The following is a 16,908-nucleotide window of genomic DNA, read 5'->3' as shown; positions in this document are numbered from 1 at the left end:
AAAGATTGCCGATACAGGGTTTCGGCAGCATCCCAGTTGCTGCGATTGCGCTCTATATCTCCCAACACTCCCCAACTAGAAGCCATTCCAGAGCGATCGCCTAATTCTGTCATCACTTCTAAAGATTGCCGATACAGGGTTTCGGCAGCATCCCAGTTGCTGCGATTGCGCTCTATATCTCCCAACACTCCCCAACTAGAAGCCATTCCAGAGCGTTCGCCTAATTCTGTTCTCACTGTTAAAGATTGCCGATACAGGGTTTCGGCAGCATCCCACCTACCGCGATTGCGCTCTATATCTCCCAACAATCCATTGCAATATGCAATATTACTTTTACTTTCTTGCTTTTGTGCAATGGCTAAAGCATTCTGAAAACATCTTGCTGCTTCATCCCAATTACCTAAATCACGATGAATTACTCCAATCCATTGCAAGCAGATGCAGCGTTCCTCCTCGTCAATGTGCGGCAAAACTTGTTCACCCAAGTCTTTTAATAAACTCCAATGTCCCCACCGTCTCAGATATTTTCCCAGAGTTTCCGTTACCAAATCAGATGCTTCACTATAATTACCCAACTGAAAAGCAAAATATTGAGCCTCCAGCACTGGGCGCAAATCTTCTAAAGTTTTAGGATTTTCAACATTTTTACCAGAGCAGTAAAATTTATAAATACTCTTGAGCAGATTGGGCAGTTCGTCTTGATATTCGCCTTGTAGAAACTCCACAATTACTCGATGCAAGTCATAAAATACCTCATATTGCTGTTCATCATAGCGACTCTGCACCAAACTGCTATCGACTAATCGCTTTAAAATTGCTTGCGTTTCACTAATTTCTTCCTTTGTCAATTCAGCAGGTCTTTCTAAATCTGCTGCCGTTTCAAAGCGCTCATCTTGCTCTCGCTTATCTGTATATAACCGCAAGAAAGTTAAACCTCGGATATCTATCCCCACCCGCAAAACACACATCCTGCTGAGTAAATCTCGCGCTGCTTCACTTTGCCTTGCCAGTTGTTCTCTGAGAATGGGTTCAGCCTTTTTCGTCACCAATTCTGGATGCTTCCGCAGATACCCAGGCTTACCCTTACCAATAGCCGCCAGTTGGGTTAACAAAAATACGTGTCCCTCAATGCGCTCAGATATCCACTCCAAATCTGCTACACTATCTTTCAGTTGGCGCTGTCGCAAAATCTCAACTCCCGCGACTGTCGCCACTCCAGAAATTCTCTCGATATACACCAATTCTGAATCTGGTTCCGCACCTTCATAGCGGATATCAGCCAAATCTGTTGGTACTTCCCGACTGGTTAATAAAGTTTGTGATTGATGCTGCTGATAGACTAAAGCATTTAGCAGTTTACCCCAATCGGGTGAAATTGCCCGTCCCGCTTGGGGATGGTTGGCAGGCTGTAAAATACTTTCCAGGTTATCCAGCACTACAAGAGTGCGTGTTTGCGCCAACCCTTCAATAATTTTGGCTATCTTTTCATCAGCAGTTTTTAACGTCTTTGCTGTTTGAATACCCAAGCCTTCAATTAGGAGAAATTCTGCGACATCATCAAAACTTGTCCCCTCCTGCGCCTTGAAATACATAACGCATTCATAGGGACACTCTTCTACATTCGCCCCTTTTTCAACGGAAGTTAGGGCGGATTTTCCACAATTAACGCCCAGTGCTTCTAAAAGTTTTACAGTTAAACTGGTTTTGCCAATACCCCCTTGTCCAATGAGTGCCAATATCTTAAGCAGATTTTCTGGTTGCAGTAATTTGGCTTGCAACTCTTCAAGGAGTTGATCTCGCCCCTTCCACACGGGTACTTCTGGGATTGCTCGATTCCCCACCAACCGTTTTTCAGTTGTTGTTTTCGTCTGTAGAGGCGATCGCAGTTCAGCTTCAATTTTATCGAGTTCATCACCAAGACGCGCCAGTTGAGCCTCTTCTTCTGGAAGCTGATGTTCTAATTTAAACTTTACTGTCGTATCAGTCTCAATCGCTAAGTCACGCCGTATTCGGTTTACTTTCTCACGCCGGATATCGCACTCTTGTTGAAGTTCGTCTCGTTTTTCCTCTAATCGACGCTGTTGTTCTTTGTTCATTTAGAGGCTGAGATACAAGTTAGATTACTTAAGTATAATCATGATAATCTACGGTGCTGCGAAAGGGTGTATACTAAGTGGGATTTTTTCAGAGCGATTGCACCACTCACCCTAAAAACGTGGACGCGGGGCTATTTGTCGTCGGACATCGCCTTTTCAAGTTTATCATTAGACCTCTTGCACAAATGCAAAATTCGCCCTCATCCCCCAACCCCTTCTCCCAAAATTGGGAGAAGGGGAGCCAAATTTAAAGTCCCTCTCCCAAGCTTGGGAGAGGGATTTAGGGTGAGGGCTTTTGATTCATGCAAGAAGTCTATCCCACCTCAGAACTCGCAAGGCCGACCTTTTAGCTCGGAACTTCATACTCAGAACTCGAAACGCGGAGCTAGGAGGCTGGGAAATCTAAACTTTGCCGAAAAGAGATTAGTATTTCATTCAATGCAGCCATGTTAATTAAAAATGCATCATGTCCGTGGGTTGACTTCAGCCACGCCAGTTGAGCATTAGGAATTAAATTTGCCAATTCTTGTTGCTCTACTGGAGGATAGAGGATGTCAGAATCAATTGCGACAACTAAAGTCGGTTGCTGGATGCTTTGTAGAACAGATTTATAATCTGATAAATTAGGAACTGTGCGATCGCGTGCAACATCGTGGCGATCCATTGCGTGGGTAAGGGTAATGTAAGTGTTAGCATCAAATCGCTCTGTCAGCTTTTGACCCTGATGCTGTAAGTAACTCGCTATAGCAAACTGCTCAGATGCATCATACTGCCGCCCAAAGCGGGTTGTAAAACTATCCCAAGAACGGTAAGTAGACATTGCCATCATCCGCGCCACTGCTAATCCTTGATTTGGGGGCGCATCCAGAGTGTAGTTCCCTCCTTGCCAGTTGGGATCGGCGTAAATTGCCTGTCTTTGGGCTTCACTTAATCCAATACACCAAGCGGAATGTCTTCCAGAAACAGCAATGGGTGCAATAGCTTTCACTTTTTCTGGATATAATAACGCCCACTCCAATACTTGCATCCCACCCAGTGAACCGCCAATTACTAACCGCAGAGATTGAACACCCAGGTATTTTAGTAGTGCAGCTTGCAGGTGAACCATATCTCGGATTGTAATCTCCGGGAAAGATACGCCATAAGGCTTTCCCGTTATGGGGTTGATACTAGTTGGCCCAGTTGTGCCGTAACAACTTCCCAAGATGTTGCTGCACACAATAAAATCGCGTTCTGGATTGAAAACTTTCCCTGAACCAAACAAAGGTTCCCACCAATCATCAGCGTCAGCCGAACCAGTTAAGGCATGACAAATCAGTACCCCATTATCGCCTTGAGCATTTAACTGTCCCCAAGTCCGATAAGCAACCTGAACCCCAGTTAATGCTTCGCCCCCTTCCAGTTTAAATGGCACTATCATTTGGTAAAACTGGGTTTGCGGTGAGATGAAGTCTGAGTAGATCATATCTAGGATTCTGTTCACGAGGCAGTGAAAATGGGAAATGGGAAGAACTAACTCCAAACTCTAGTCCTGTCAAGGTGGGTAAAAATTCTCGAAAATCAATTCCTCTCTTATCTCTGTGTTCTCTGTGCCTCTGCGGTTCAATAAATAAATAACTTATAAACCGCAGAGACGCAGAGGAACCAGAGAGAGAAAAAGATTTTAGAAGTCATCTTGACAGGGCTACTCTAAACTCCTAACTTTCCTCTGTTTTCACTTGCCGAAATGCCTGCTCAAAATCCTCTTTGATATCGTCGATATGTTCAATTCCCACCGATACCCGCACCAAATCGGGTTTCACACCCGCTGAAAGCTGTTCGTCATCACTTAGCTGTTGATGGGTTGTGGAAGCGGGATGAATGACGAGGGTTTTAGCATCACCAACGTTTGCTAAATGACTCGCCAATTTCACATGATTAATAAAAGCTTTACCTGCCTCCAGTCCACCTTTGATGCCAAAGTTTAAAACTCCCCCAAACCCATGCCGAAGATATTTTTTCGCTCGTTCATGATTAGGGTGATTGGGAAGTCCCGGATAATTAACCCATGATACTTGCTCTTGCTGCTCTAACCACCGAGCCAATTCTAGGGCATTGCTCACATGCCGATCTACACGTAGGGAGAGAGTTTCTAATCCTTGCAGTAAAAGAAAGGCGTTAAATGGACTCAAGGACGGGCCAAAATCCCGTAATCCCTCGACTCTGGCGCGGATAATAAAGGCAATATTGCCAAAGGAACCGCTAGGGCCAAACACTTCTTGGAAATTCAGCCCATGATAGCCGGGTGATGGCTCAGTAAATAGGGGAAATTTGCCGTTACCCCAGTCAAATTTACCCGAATCGACAATTACGCCACCAATGGAAGTACCATGCCCACCAATCCATTTAGTTGCAGATTCCACTACGATGTCTGCACCATGTTCAATAGGTCGAGCTAGATACCCACCAGCACCAAAAGTATTATCCACAATTAAAGGAATGCCGTTTTCGTGAGCAATGTGAGCTAAAGCCGCAAAGTCGGGAATGTTGAATTGGGGATTGCCAATAGTTTCAACGTATAGGGCTTTGGTGCGATCGTCGATCGCCTGACGGAAACTTTCCGGCTCATCTCCCTCGACAAACTTGACATTAATACCCAAACGCGGTAAAGAAACTTTAAATTGGTTATATGTTCCTCCATACAAAAAACTAGTGGAAACAATATTATCCCCAGCCTGAGCGATGGTAGTAATTGCCAAGAATTGCGCCGCCTGCCCACTAGCGGTTGCTAATGCTGCTACACCCCCTTCTAAGGCAGCAATCCGCTTTTCAAATACATCCGTCGTCGGGTTCATGATCCGGGTGTAGATATTACCCAATTCTTGCAGAGCAAACAACCGCGCTCCGTGGTCAGCGTCATCAAAAACGTAGGAAGTTGTTTGGTAAATTGGGACAGCACGAGCATTAGTTCCAGGAGCCGGCTCTTGTCCAGCATGAACTTGCAGGGTTTCAAAACGATATTGTTCAGACATAAGCAGTTATTTTAGTTTTCAATTATTATATAAGCAAAGAATATAATAATTGAGCATTCTGTGAGAGCAATCAACGGTAATTCGTTAGATTTACCGTATTTTACTCTAAAATATTTTTGACACAAAAAATCTATTACCCTGGAAAAACTAATATTACCGAAGAAGGCGAAGGGAAAAAGCTTTAATTCCTTCCCCTTCCCCTTTCATGGAACCATTATTAAACCCGGATTAATCATCCCTGCTTCTTGAATTGTTGAAAAAGCAGTTTTCCCGATGATCCGATGAGCCGCAGCCGTCGGATGAATGCCATCCCAGAACAAAAACTGGTCTGGGTTACTACAGGTGTCAGAGCCAGACAGACATGGAGTGGTGACATTGGTAAAGTTAAAAGCTGCCGGATTTGCGATTGCATCTCGATACAGGGTGTTGGCATCTAATATCACAATCTCCAGATCGGAATGCTGTTGACTTAGGATTTTAAGCGATCGCCTCAAGCCTTGATTATGTGCTTGTGTTAATGCACTGAGGTTCACAGAATTCTTACTGGTTCTAGTGGCAGGTAACTGTCCTAAATCTGGTAAATTTCCTACCAGAATCTTTTTAGCACCCACATCAGTTAGAGAATTGATGGCGATCGTCAGATTTTTAACAGGAATAGTTGCACTGCTTACCCCTTGTAAATAATCATTTGCCCCTGCCCACAGGACATACAAAGCATCTGAATTCGTCTGTTGATGTGTCTGCCTAAACGACTGCACTTGATTTAGCAAGCTAGGTACATAGCTGTTGCCAACATTGCCAGTAGTCGATCCTCCGTAAGCAAAATTGTTAGTTTGCTTGGAGGAGAGATGAAGCGACTCGGCAAGATACTCAATCCAAACCCGACCATTCGAGTAACGCCCCTGAAAGTAAGTTGGATTAGGTGGATACATTCCTGCTGTCGCCCGGAATACCATCCCTGTATCCGAAAGACTGTCCCCAAATACGTAGAGTTCTGTGATCGGATGAGTTTTATCCATAAATTTTGCCGCTACAACCATGATAAAAATTAGCAGAGCAAGTCCTGTTCTTAAAAGCCACTTTTTTCTTTGCATTAAACTTTTCTGCAAACCATAAAGGTTACAGTTTTTACAACTGTGGTTGATGATTATCGTTATGAGTAAAGATTGAGCTTGCAATTTAGCACTTCTCTAACTTAACAAGCTAGCTTCAGAGCTGGTGAGCAAAACCGGATACTTTCAGGTGTGGATTTTGCCAATTGTCTGAATGCAGTTTTCAAATGAATAGACCACACGCAGACCTCGCTTCCATTCCTCGCTCCTTCAAGGCTACAAGTGCCTGGAACGACGCTTTTTCTTTTTGTTTCAAAGCCGCTGAGTTTGGGACGCTATTAGTTCGCGTAGCCAAGTGTGTAGCGGATCGCGATCGCAACACTCATGCCAAATCTGTAGAAAATTGTAGTTACCAAGTTCAATCGGTGGTTTAAAGATAGCAAGGTTTGTATATTCAGCAAAGAGCATTGCAATTCGACTAGGCAACGTAACAATGAGATCAGTCTGAGCGACAATCAGAGGAGCCGAAAGAAAATGTGGTAACTTCAACATCACTCGACGCTTCACACCTAAGCCTTCCAACACAGTATCCACACGGGTTTTAGTTGAACTCGATATTGCGTTTATAGGCGTAATGAAGGCATGTGGCCAAGCAACATAAGATTCAATTGTAAGATCCGTTTGAGTGATCGGATGGTCAGCCCGAACCAAAGATACATAATCTTCTACAAATAACTTTTGGAACCTAAACTCCGAAGTTTTTGGGAGATTAGGAACTCCTAAGCCTAGATTGATCGCTCCATTTCTCAGTAAATCTAATGTGTCAGAACGCCAATGATGACATTCCAAATTCAGTTGGGGAGCCTGTTGAGAAATTTGCTTCAAAACCATAGGAAGAATCAAAACGGTTGCGTAATCTGATGCAGCTAGCTGGATTGTGCCTTGTGCTGTTTTAGGTTCAAAAACGGTTGGTTGAACTAACTGCTCAATATTTAACAAAATTTTCTGTAGTGGTTCGAGTAGTTCATGAGCACGTGGTGTAAGAACCATGCCTTTCTTAGACCGCACAAGTAGTGGATCGTTGAACACTTGGCGTAATCGCCCAAGTGCGTGACTGGTCGCTGATTGACTCAAACCAATTTTTTCTCCAGCATTCGTGACGTTACGCTCTTGCAGCAAGGCATATAACACCAGTAAAAGATTAAGATCCAATTTGTGCAAATTAATTTCATGCATAGATATTATTTATTTTATGAATTTGACAAGTAATAATCAATTACTTACTATCAGTATGTTGATTAGAAGCAAGCTATAGCATAAAGTTTGGCAATAATTTGGGTCTAAATAAGTAAGCAACCCTTGACTTAAAATCAGGGACTGGGAAGAGGTGAAGAGGATAAAATTTTTCACGTGTTTGTGTTGATGCACTGAGGCTCACAGAATTTGTACTGGTTCTAGTCGTAGGTAGCGATTTTGCCAATTGTCTTAATGCAGTGGTGTTCTGCCTTGTTATATTGTCGTCACCAATCAACTTTTTACGTAAATGATTCAAAAATTTGCACCCCCAACCCATAGAGACAAATACATCCGTGTTGCTAAATTTGCAGATGTTCAAGCAGCAGGTAGTTTGTTGGTTCGCAGCGAAAAACATACCATTGCTCTGTTTTACTCAGACAATAAAGTCTATGCAATTGATAACCGTTGTCCGCATATGGGCTTTCCCCTCCACGGAAGCACTTGCAAAGATGGCATTGTGACTTGCCCTTGGCACTATGCCCGCTTCGACCTCGCCAGTGGCGGAACATTTGACTCTTGGGCAGATGATGTTCCCTCCTTTGGTGTAGAAATCCGCGATGGGGAAGTTTGGGTAAATTTAGATCCCCCAGTTGACCTCCATGCCCACCACAGCCAACGTCTTCAGGATGGTTTAGAACAAAATATTTCTTTAGTTATTGCCAAATCAGCGATCGCATTATTGGATATGGGGACAGATTTTAGCGAACCATTTCAACTAGGACTAGAATTTGGCACCCATTACAACAAAGCAGGCTGGAGTACAGGCTTAACTATCCATACTTGCATGATGAATTTGCTACCTTATCTAGATGCAGAAGATAAACCCCGCGCCCTTTTTCAAGGACTTTCAGCAGTCGCTAGTGATAGCGCTGGAGCGCCGCCCCATTTTGTAGTTCATCCATTGCCCAATTCTACTGTTGACCTCAGTACCCTCAAAAGCTGGTTTTGCCAGTTTATTGAGGTGCGAGATAGTGAAGCAGCAGAGAGATGTTTGATATCTGCAATTCAGGCAGGAGCTAATTCTGAGCAAATCGCAGACATGCTGTTCACATCTGCCACAGACCACTGTTACATCGATAGCGGTCATGTACTCGACTTCATTAACAAGGCACTGGAAGCCCTGGATGCTGTTGATTGGCAAGGGGCAGAGTCAGTTTTGGCGAGTCTAGTTTCTGGTTTAGCAACTGCTTCCCGCATGGAAGAATCCAATTCCTGGTGCTACCCTGTGGATTTAGTAGGAATTCTAAAATCTGCCTTTGAGGAGTTACCTATGGTTTTGGCAGCAGGACGACCTCAACAAGGAACTTGGTCAGGTCAGGAGGAGTTGGTGCCGATTTTGTTAGGGGAAGACCCACAGGAAATTATCAACTCTCTTCTGACTGCTCTGGAAAATGGTTGTACTGAAGAACAATTGGCAGGTGTAGTTACTTACACAGCAGCACTTCGGGTAGCTCGCTTCCACACTAACAACGACTTTGGCGACTGGAATTCAGCGCACCATCCGTTCACTTTTGCCAATGCTGTGCATCAAGGATTACGACGAGTGCCTTCGGTGGAATTACTACGAGGTGTGTTTGATGCTGCCATGAGTGTATATCTGAATCGTTTTTTGAATGTGCCACCAGCAAGACTCCCAGAACCAAAAAACTCTGCTGAAAATCCTGAAGAATTGCTCAAGCAACTACCGGATTTATTAAATCGCCAACAACAAGTAAATCAGACAGGTCAGTTAGTGGCTGATTATTTGTATAGTGGCGGCTCTGTTGAGCGGCTGATGGCAATGTTGGGTAAGTTGATGCTGCGAGAAAATCGGGACTTTCATGTGATTCAGGAAATAGAAGCAGCTTTTAGACAATACTCGTTGTTAGGTCAAACCCCGGCTGGTATCCATGTACTAGTTGCTGCCGCTCGTTATTTAGCAGCACACGCGCCCACAATGCGATCGCAAGGGCAAACCTATCAAATTGCTGAACGCTTGCATAAAGGCGATCGCCTGTTTGAAGAATAGTAATTTAGCTAATCTTCGGAGACTTGATAATTGCCGCGATCGCCTGATATAAGAATTTGTGCGATCGCGGCAATTTCTGCAATGCTTGGGGAACTTAAGAGTCGAATTAAAAATTGCATAAATGTTCAACTTACCTCAGTTAAGTACTGGAAAATTTCAACCAATCTATTCTGTGTCTAGACTTAATCGAGTCTCCATTGCTCTTTGTGTCCCTCAACTAGTTCACCCTTTTGGGTGAGTCAGATATCCACCGATCAGGTGACCTGACCGGAGGAAGCTGAGATTAATAATAAAGAGGACTCTATTACTAAAGAACACCGATCGCATTTAACTAAGAATAACCTTATGAAACTTATTACCTTAATAAATTCTGCACTTATTTTTGCTTCTATAACTCTTGTACCTGGAATCGCTGGCGCTCAAACAGCTACTACCAAGAGCAGTGAAATAGCTATTAACTCTAATAATTTATCTAGTTATTCTACTTCTGTTAGTTACCTCCAGCCTTTCAATCTAGTTACTTTTGCTTATCAGGGAGGTCTGAAACAGCACGGTATTCCTAGTGGAGAAAAGCTAGTATTTGAAACTCAGAACAGAAATATTATTGCAAAAGATTTGGTGAAGGCTGCTGTGAATGCAGACAAATTACCATCGCAAGTTTTAAACGACCAAAATTATCTCAGTGCTGTTAATTTACAACTCAAGGCATTGCCTGATTATACTGCTGCTGATTGATTTGGTTTTTCTTATATCTTTTTAGAAAGCTAAATTTATCAGCATACTCATACTATATTCGTGCGCTTGTTATTAAATATAGCAATCCTAAATGAGTTGTGAAAAATATAGATAAGGAAACGAACCGCCAACTCTACGAGACACTATGTGTAGCTTACTTCCCCGTAAGGGTACGCGCAGCCTCTCCAAGAGTTGGACACAAACGAAAGAAACAAGAAAGAGATATATAATTTTCACAAATGATTTAGGACTGCTATATAGTGTTTCTCGTTTACGTGAGGTACACCCGTAGGGGCACGGCACTGCCGTGCCTTTACACTTAGCGATATAATCTTGTACCGCATATGAATGGGAAGCGCTATATAAATAAAAATATTTTATACACAGCGATCGCAGCGTATAAAATGCTTTCCACACCAGTTGCAATAAGAGTGGTTCGCCGCCCAACGCACTAGCTCCCCATAACCGACTGACGTGGGTTAGGGGGATCTTCCGGTGCAAAATATCACTAACACTAAGTACAGAATTTGATTAATTCGTAGCGAATGAAATTTAGCAATACCCTGCAATGCCAATGCGTCAGCTGACAATGCTAATGCGTCGGCTGACAATGAAAAACGCTACGCTTTTATGCAAAACTGTACTAAGCGTATTGGCCTAATAAGTTGCACTTCTCGTGTGCTGAAGCCACAGAAAATTGTATGATCAACAACTTAGAAACCAAAAATTTCGTTTTCTATAGAGAATGACAGAAGTAATTAGATCCGGGAGCCTAAATCACATTGAGTCCATTGAGTTTGAAGAGCAGTGCTTAGAAAAAGCTAGAGAAATAGGTGATTCTCCAGAGGAGAGGCTTTGCCAACCCAATGAGGAAGTCATTTCTTTAGGAAGTTTGGGCAATGCTTACCAGTCAAGAGGGGAGTACCACCTGGCAATTGAGTTTTATCAGCAGTGGTTGGATACAGCTAGAGAAATAGGCGATCGCTTCGAGGAAGCCAAATGTTTATCTGGGTTGGGCAACGCTTACCAATCACTGGGCAAGTACCAGCGAGCGATTGAATTTTATCAGCAGTGGTTGAGTATCACCAGGAAAATAGGCGATGCCTACGGCGAGCAAAGCCAACGCACTGGGGAAGGCATTTGCTTAGGAAGTTTGGGCAATATTTATGAATACCTGGGCAAGTACGAGCAAGCGATTGAGTTTTATCAGCAGTGGTTGAGTATAACCAAGAAAATAGGCGATTGGACTGGGGAATGCATTTGCCTGGGAAGTTTGGGCAATACTTATGAATCATTGGGGCAGTACCAACTGGCAATTCAGTTTTACCAGCAATGGTTAGAGATGGCAAGATTCATCAGCGATCGCAATGGGGAAGACATGGCCTTAAGTGGGTTGGGGAGTGCTTATCAGGCTCTGGGACAGTACCAAAAGGCGGTTGAGTTTCATCAATATTCATTAGAGATCAGAAGGGATCTTGATGACCGAAATGGGGAAGCAAACGCCTGGTTTAATTTAGGTCTGGTGTTAGAAAAAATCAATCGAGAATCAGAAGCGATGGATGCTTTTTGCAATGCCCGCGAAATATATCACGCAATGGGACTCGATGCAAGCCTGCAAGATTGTAACCATGCGATCAAGCTTCTTTCTCAAAATGTTGCAAGCCCAGGATCTGGCTTCTGGTTTGGAAGGTGGTTAAGTAATTTGTCGCAGTTGATCAAAGCTGGTTCTAAACAGTAACATCTCTCATATCATGTCCGGTTGAACAATTGTCATTGCGAACGTTGCACTTTGTTCCACTTCTCTTCTCTACGAGACGGCTATGCCCTAAGCGTAGCTATGCCGCAGGCTTTACGAGACGCTCCGCGTAGCTTGCTTCTCCGTAGGAGTACGTTGCACTCGTAATGACATATCATAAGTAATTTGCCGGACATGATATCACTACTTATTCAGGTAATGTGAGGATGTTTTAAAGCCTTTGGCGATTAGAAATCGCCATAATACATAGAAAATCCACTTTTAAAACATCCTCTGAATACAGCAAGATTATATCAAGAGGACGGATATTTATTGAATACCGCAACTGAGTTATTGCGATCAAAGGAAAACACAGAAAACGGGTCTTTTCGATTTCCTATCTCCATGCCAGGAGTGCCTACAGGCATTTGGGGAACAGATAAACCAACAACATTTGGCTTTTCTTGAAGCAGACGTTTGATGTCGTCTGCTGGGACGTGTCCTTCAATCACATATCCATTAACAATTGCTGTGTGACAAGATGACAAGTTATCCGGCACGTTGTACTTTTGTTTGACTGTTTCGATGTCAGGCGTGCGAAAGTCTGTGATTTGAAAACCCTCTGCCTTTAAGTGATCAATCCACCCGCCACAACAATTACAATCGGGACTGTGATATACAGTGGCATTTAGCACTGTTGATTTGAATGGTGTTTGTTTATTCTGGATATGCCCAGTGGTAGTTACCAGTTGAGCATTAGCTGCAACAGAACCAGGAAAAACAGCTTGAGCATTACTCATAGGAGCAGTGCTTCCCAATATGCCCAACACCCCTACTGTGAGACAAATTATTACCACTGCACGCACAGCAACACGTACCAAGATGGGAGATAACCATTTTTGCCAGCAATAAATAAATTGTTTGTGCGACATCTAAGACTTCCTAAGTACAACACTGCATAAATTTGTTGTAACAAATTCTCTTGAAAAAGACTCTGCGTACCCAATACGGTTCGGATAAGATCCTTCCGCCTACGGCGACCCCCTTAAAAAGAGGGTTAGAAGCCCCCCTTTTTAAGGGGGGTTGGGGGGATCTTCGAGCGATAAACAAGCTAACCAAACCGTATTGTCTGCGTACCTACCCTGCGGGAAGGCGAAGCGCCTATGCGCTTACTTTGCTTCCCTCTGCATTTAAAAACGCTACGATTTTACGCAAAACTGTACTACGTCCTTGAAAGCAAAAGTGATTCCTTATCAGTTATCATATTCTTGTTTTGGCGAAGGTACTGAACTATTAACCCATTTGCACCAGTTGTAGGACAACAGCAAGCCATAGAATTACTCACTCAGGCTGTCAGACAAAACCGGGTTGCTCCAGCCTATCTATTTGTGGGGCCAGATGGTGTCGGAAGGAGTTTAGCAGCCAGATGTTTTGTGGAATTGCTATTTTCTAGTCACAAGGGAGTCACTGCGGCTTTACAAAACCGTTTGCGTCAGGGGAACCACCCAGCTTTGTTGTGGGTGTCACCAACGTACCAATATCAGGGACAACGATTAACAGCAGCAGAAGCGGCCGAGAAAGGACTCAAGCGTAAAGCACCACCTGTAATTCGGCTAGAGCAAATTCGGGGAATTACCGAGTTTCTAAGTCGGCCACCCTTGGAAGCACCGAGGAATGTGGTAGTGCTGGAAGAAGCTCAAACAATGGCAGAAGCCGCAGCGAATGCTTTACTTAAAACCTTGGAAGAACCGGGACAGGCGACATTAATTTTAATTGCACCTACACCTGAGTCTGTTTTGCCAACTTTGGTGTCACGCTGTCAACGCATTCCTTTTTATCGCTTAAATGCACAGTCTTTGGCTGTTGTACTCACACAAACAGGTCATCAGGAAATTTTGCCAAATCAGGCAGTATTGAGCATAGCAGCTGGTAGTGCCGGAAGTGCGATCGCATCTTACGAGCAATTACAAACTATTCCCCCTGAGTTACTCGAAGACCTGAAAAAAGCCCCTGCTTCGTACCGCAAAGCCTTGGAGTTAGCTAAGAAAATTGATAAAGATTTAGATACAGAAGCACAACTGTGGTTAGTTGATTATCTTCAGCAATTCTACTGGCAGCAGTGGCACCAACCCAGCATCATCAACCAGCTAGAACAAGCTCGTAAATATTTACTTGCTTACGCTCAACCACGGCTAGTTTGGGAATGTCTGCTTTTATCTGTATACCAAAAATAAAATTGCCTTCACGAACTCTTGCACAAAAACCTCAAACTCTTTAACAATATTAAATAATATTACTTAAGTAACCAGATATATTAGTACTAACGTATCATTAATAATCAGCTACGCAAAGCGTCTCGTAGAGAATGCGGCAAGTCTATTAATTTTGGATTTTGGACTTCGGCTTCGCTCAGTCGAACGATTTTGGATTTTGGATTGACCCCATGCTTTTGGGTGTAGGGCAAGCCGAATTTTGGATAATGGAATTGTTCCGCCCACGTTTGGGCGGGGGATGAACCGAAATAATTTTTAATTCTTCAATTCTTTAATCTAAAATCTAAAATCTAAAATTGGCACAGTCAAGAGACATCGCCCCAAGACACTGGGATTTGCTCAATTGCCAAAGCTTCTCTTAAACAAAAGTCTTGCGGGGGATGACTAATAAAGGTTGTCCGATTATTGTTTTTGAAGATTATATCCCTGACTCATGATCAAGTTACCGCAGACAATTCCAGTTCTTCTTTTTGGGGCTACCTTGGCTGTGCTTTCCCCTCAACTTTGTGCTGCTTTCACCGTTCAAGAGGTAGTTAGTCTTGCCAAAGCATCAAGCGATTTGCCAGTGGTCAAATCAGCAGGACTGTCCCCTGATATGGATGTGCCTTGGTCGAAACCCGTGAGAATCGTTGACCCTTTTGAAGGGGAGTTTCTTGGGGTTTTCGACCGCAACTCCTTAGGTGGCTATTTGTACCGTGAGGATTCAAAGCAAGTTATTAGTTTGTGGACTCCTTCGAGCATTCGAGTCCTCGTAACAGTGAATTTGGATCAAGCTAGCTCTTCTTTCTACACCGCAGGTCGTGTGTATCCCAGACCTGACTATAATAGGTTTGTCACTACCAAGAAAGTCGATAAACTTTTGCTTAAAGTCAGGGGAAAGATTTTTCAATTAGACGGTTCAACCGGGACGTTTGCTGTCAGTCAAGAATTAGCCACTGCTTTGAAAAATGCTCCAGATGAGAACTTAGACATCAGACTAGTGTTGGAAGGAGGTCAAACAGTTGATAGTGAAATTGGCAAAGAAACGGTGAAAGCTTGGCGAAACATTTATTAAGCGAGGTCTCAGGGCGGGCTACTTCTTGGGTATTTTTAACCCAAGTCTTATTTTTTAATAAGAGATCAGAAAATTTCTCCTTGAGCATCTGGATTTAGGAAGAACGAACATTGTTAGAAGCAAGCCTGATTAATTCTTCAACATTGTTTGAAATTGTATTACAAATTATATTTAAAGGTAAGTCATTGGGATCAAATCCGAAAGGTTCTTCAATTTCTGAACCAATTTGTTCAATACTTAATAATGTAAAACTTACAAAAGCCATTACTAGACCAGTCCACCAACTCAAAAAGCTAACAATTTCCAAAGGTAATATCAGACAAAAAATTAATAACAGTTGTCTGAGTTTAATAGTATATATCAAAGGTAGTGGCGTTTTTAGGATGCGTTCGCAACCACCTAAAATATCTACTAAATCATCTACGCAGTTATGTAAAGTAGTCAGTTGATAGACATTTAAAAAATTCCGGTCATGCTGAGACTGCAAGTAATCTCCTATCCAATAAGCAATTTGTAGTGGGGGATGATTACTATCTTGGAGTTGTAAATATTGTTTTTCAGACACTAAGGATGCTAACTGAGTGTCTAAAGGTACTGATCTTAGATGTAACTTCATTGCAACTGCAAAAGCAGTTACTAACCGAAGTATTGCCTCTTTTTCTCGTCTATCTTGCGGTGTCTTATCTTTAATTATTATCCAAATTCCCCGAGTTAAGTTACGAGATGTATTAACTAAAGATCCCCATAGTTGACGACCTTCCCAAAATCTATCATGGGCTGTATTCGTCCGGAAAACTAATAGTAGTGTAAAACCAATATTAAAACTTAAAACAGCATTAGTAAGAATACTGTTAGAGTTTGAAAATGCTATTGGTAATCCTAAATGATAGAGGAATGATATTAAAATACCGTATGCAGTACAAAAAAGTACCCAAGGAAGAATGATAGAAATAATTGAGCTTTCAAGCCGAAGAGTTACTTGAAGCCAGTTCAATTTTTCGCCCTTGTAAAGGTGATACTTTTCTATTAGAGAGTTTTTGGAAATATTTTGAAAATAGTTAGACCGTTTCATATTGGTAAGGTTTGACGATTACATCAATTAGCAAACTAACTTTTTTAGCTAAAGTTATCTTGCTTAAGCAAGATAGGTGCAAGATGTAGGTTTTCAGATAGCGACCGTCGTGCAACTATAATCAACATAAATTCTAGTTTTAACATTGAAATTTATTTTTGTGAACCCTCTTTAGGTAGGTAAATTCATGAGTGGCTTCTAATTCTTCACCATAAACTCTAACGACAACAGGACTTAGGTAAACAATATCCAAAAAGAAAGATTTTCTTATTAAGGCAATTCATGAATTGCCCCAAAGCGCGTATAGTTTTGCGTAAGTCCTAGACAAGCCTGGAGCAACGGAAACGTCTCCGTCACAACTGAGAACTGACTTGTTTGATGTATAACTTCGACTTATTAGAGAATTCGGGGTTTTGAGACTCTCAATTTTAATTAGTATTCCGAGACTTTTTTAGAGGACAAAACTATGTGATTACTAGATGATTTAGTCAACAATTATCTTAATGGCGAACTTGGCAGTTGATTTAATAAATATTAAGTGCATCTTACTAGTACAGTATGGCGTAAATCTAGCTA

The 16,908-nt window shown here is 42.5% G+C and carries 12 protein-coding genes; 5 read left to right on the top strand and 7 right to left on the bottom strand.

The features are described from left to right. The 5 genes from V7K85_RS17200 to V7K85_RS17180 form a co-directional block, all read right to left on the bottom strand. Positions 1–2,096: tetratricopeptide repeat protein (locus tag V7K85_RS17200; protein ID WP_334814843.1), on the bottom strand; the 2,096-nt coding region annotated here is incomplete at its 3' end. 385 nt (positions 2,097–2,481) lie between these two features. Continuing rightward, positions 2,482–3,561 (bottom strand): homoserine O-acetyltransferase MetX, encoded by a 1,080-nt coding sequence (gene metX, locus V7K85_RS17195; RefSeq protein ID WP_334814841.1) that lies wholly within the window; start codon positions 3,559–3,561, stop codon positions 2,482–2,484. Positions 3,562–3,793: 232 nt separating this feature from the next. Further along, a complete protein-coding gene (locus tag V7K85_RS17190) occupies positions 3,794–5,107 on the bottom strand; it encodes an O-acetylhomoserine aminocarboxypropyltransferase/cysteine synthase family protein (protein WP_334814839.1) in 1,314 nt (437 codons plus the stop codon). Between the two features lie 203 nt (positions 5,108–5,310). Next, a complete protein-coding gene (locus V7K85_RS17185; protein ID WP_334814837.1) occupies positions 5,311–6,201 on the bottom strand; it encodes an SGNH/GDSL hydrolase family protein in 891 nt (296 codons plus the stop codon). A 270-nt stretch (positions 6,202–6,471) separates the two neighbouring features. Further along, on the bottom strand, positions 6,472–7,395 hold the full coding sequence (locus tag V7K85_RS17180; RefSeq protein WP_334814835.1) for a LysR family transcriptional regulator: 924 nt from the start codon (positions 7,393–7,395) through the stop codon (positions 6,472–6,474). A gap of 307 nt (positions 7,396–7,702) precedes the next feature. Here V7K85_RS17180 and V7K85_RS17175 point away from each other — a divergent pair, with 307 nt between their 5' ends. The 3 genes from V7K85_RS17175 to V7K85_RS17165 all read left to right on the top strand — a co-directional run bounded on the left by V7K85_RS17175 (position 7,703) and on the right by V7K85_RS17165 (position 11,936). Continuing rightward, positions 7,703–9,463, top strand: a complete 1,761-nt coding sequence (locus V7K85_RS17175; RefSeq protein ID WP_334814833.1) for a Rieske (2Fe-2S) protein — start codon at positions 7,703–7,705, stop codon at positions 9,461–9,463. Between the two features lie 345 nt (positions 9,464–9,808). After that, positions 9,809–10,198 carry a hypothetical protein gene (locus V7K85_RS17170; protein WP_334814831.1) on the top strand — a complete coding sequence of 130 codons (390 nt, stop codon included), beginning with the start codon at positions 9,809–9,811 and terminating at the stop codon, positions 10,196–10,198. 745 nt (positions 10,199–10,943) lie between these two features. Continuing rightward, positions 10,944–11,936 carry a tetratricopeptide repeat protein gene (locus V7K85_RS17165; RefSeq protein ID WP_334814829.1) on the top strand — a complete coding sequence of 331 codons (993 nt, stop codon included), beginning with the start codon at positions 10,944–10,946 and terminating at the stop codon, positions 11,934–11,936. Between the two features lie 311 nt (positions 11,937–12,247). Here V7K85_RS17165 and V7K85_RS17160 read toward each other — a convergent pair whose 3' ends face one another. After that, positions 12,248–12,865: a DUF411 domain-containing protein gene (locus V7K85_RS17160; protein WP_334814827.1), complete on the bottom strand. Its 618-nt coding sequence runs from the start codon at positions 12,863–12,865 to the stop codon at positions 12,248–12,250. 360 nt (positions 12,866–13,225) lie between these two features. On the opposite strand from V7K85_RS17160, the gene V7K85_RS17155 reads away from it, so the two are divergent. Both V7K85_RS17155 and V7K85_RS17150 read left to right on the top strand, forming a co-directional pair. After that, on the top strand, positions 13,226–14,167 hold the full coding sequence (locus V7K85_RS17155) for a DNA polymerase III subunit delta' (RefSeq protein WP_334814849.1): 942 nt from the start codon (positions 13,226–13,228) through the stop codon (positions 14,165–14,167). Positions 14,168–14,639: 472 nt separating this feature from the next. Beyond that, positions 14,640–15,260 (top strand): hypothetical protein, encoded by a 621-nt coding sequence (locus V7K85_RS17150; RefSeq protein ID WP_334814825.1) that lies wholly within the window; start codon positions 14,640–14,642, stop codon positions 15,258–15,260. 94 nt (positions 15,261–15,354) lie between these two features. Here the strand turns inward: V7K85_RS17150 and V7K85_RS17145 are convergent, their stop codons facing one another. Beyond that, complete coding sequence (locus V7K85_RS17145; RefSeq protein ID WP_334814824.1) at positions 15,355–16,332, bottom strand: bestrophin family protein; 978 nt, start codon at positions 16,330–16,332, stop codon at positions 15,355–15,357. Positions 16,333–16,908 lie beyond the last annotated feature (576 nt).

The sequence above is a fragment of the Nostoc sp. genome (assembly GCF_036917615.1).
Lineage (GTDB): Bacteria > Cyanobacteriota > Cyanobacteriia > Cyanobacteriales > Nostocaceae > Nostoc.
Note: the sequence above shows the minus strand (reverse complement) of the source record. Positions and strands in the feature narration are given on the sequence as shown.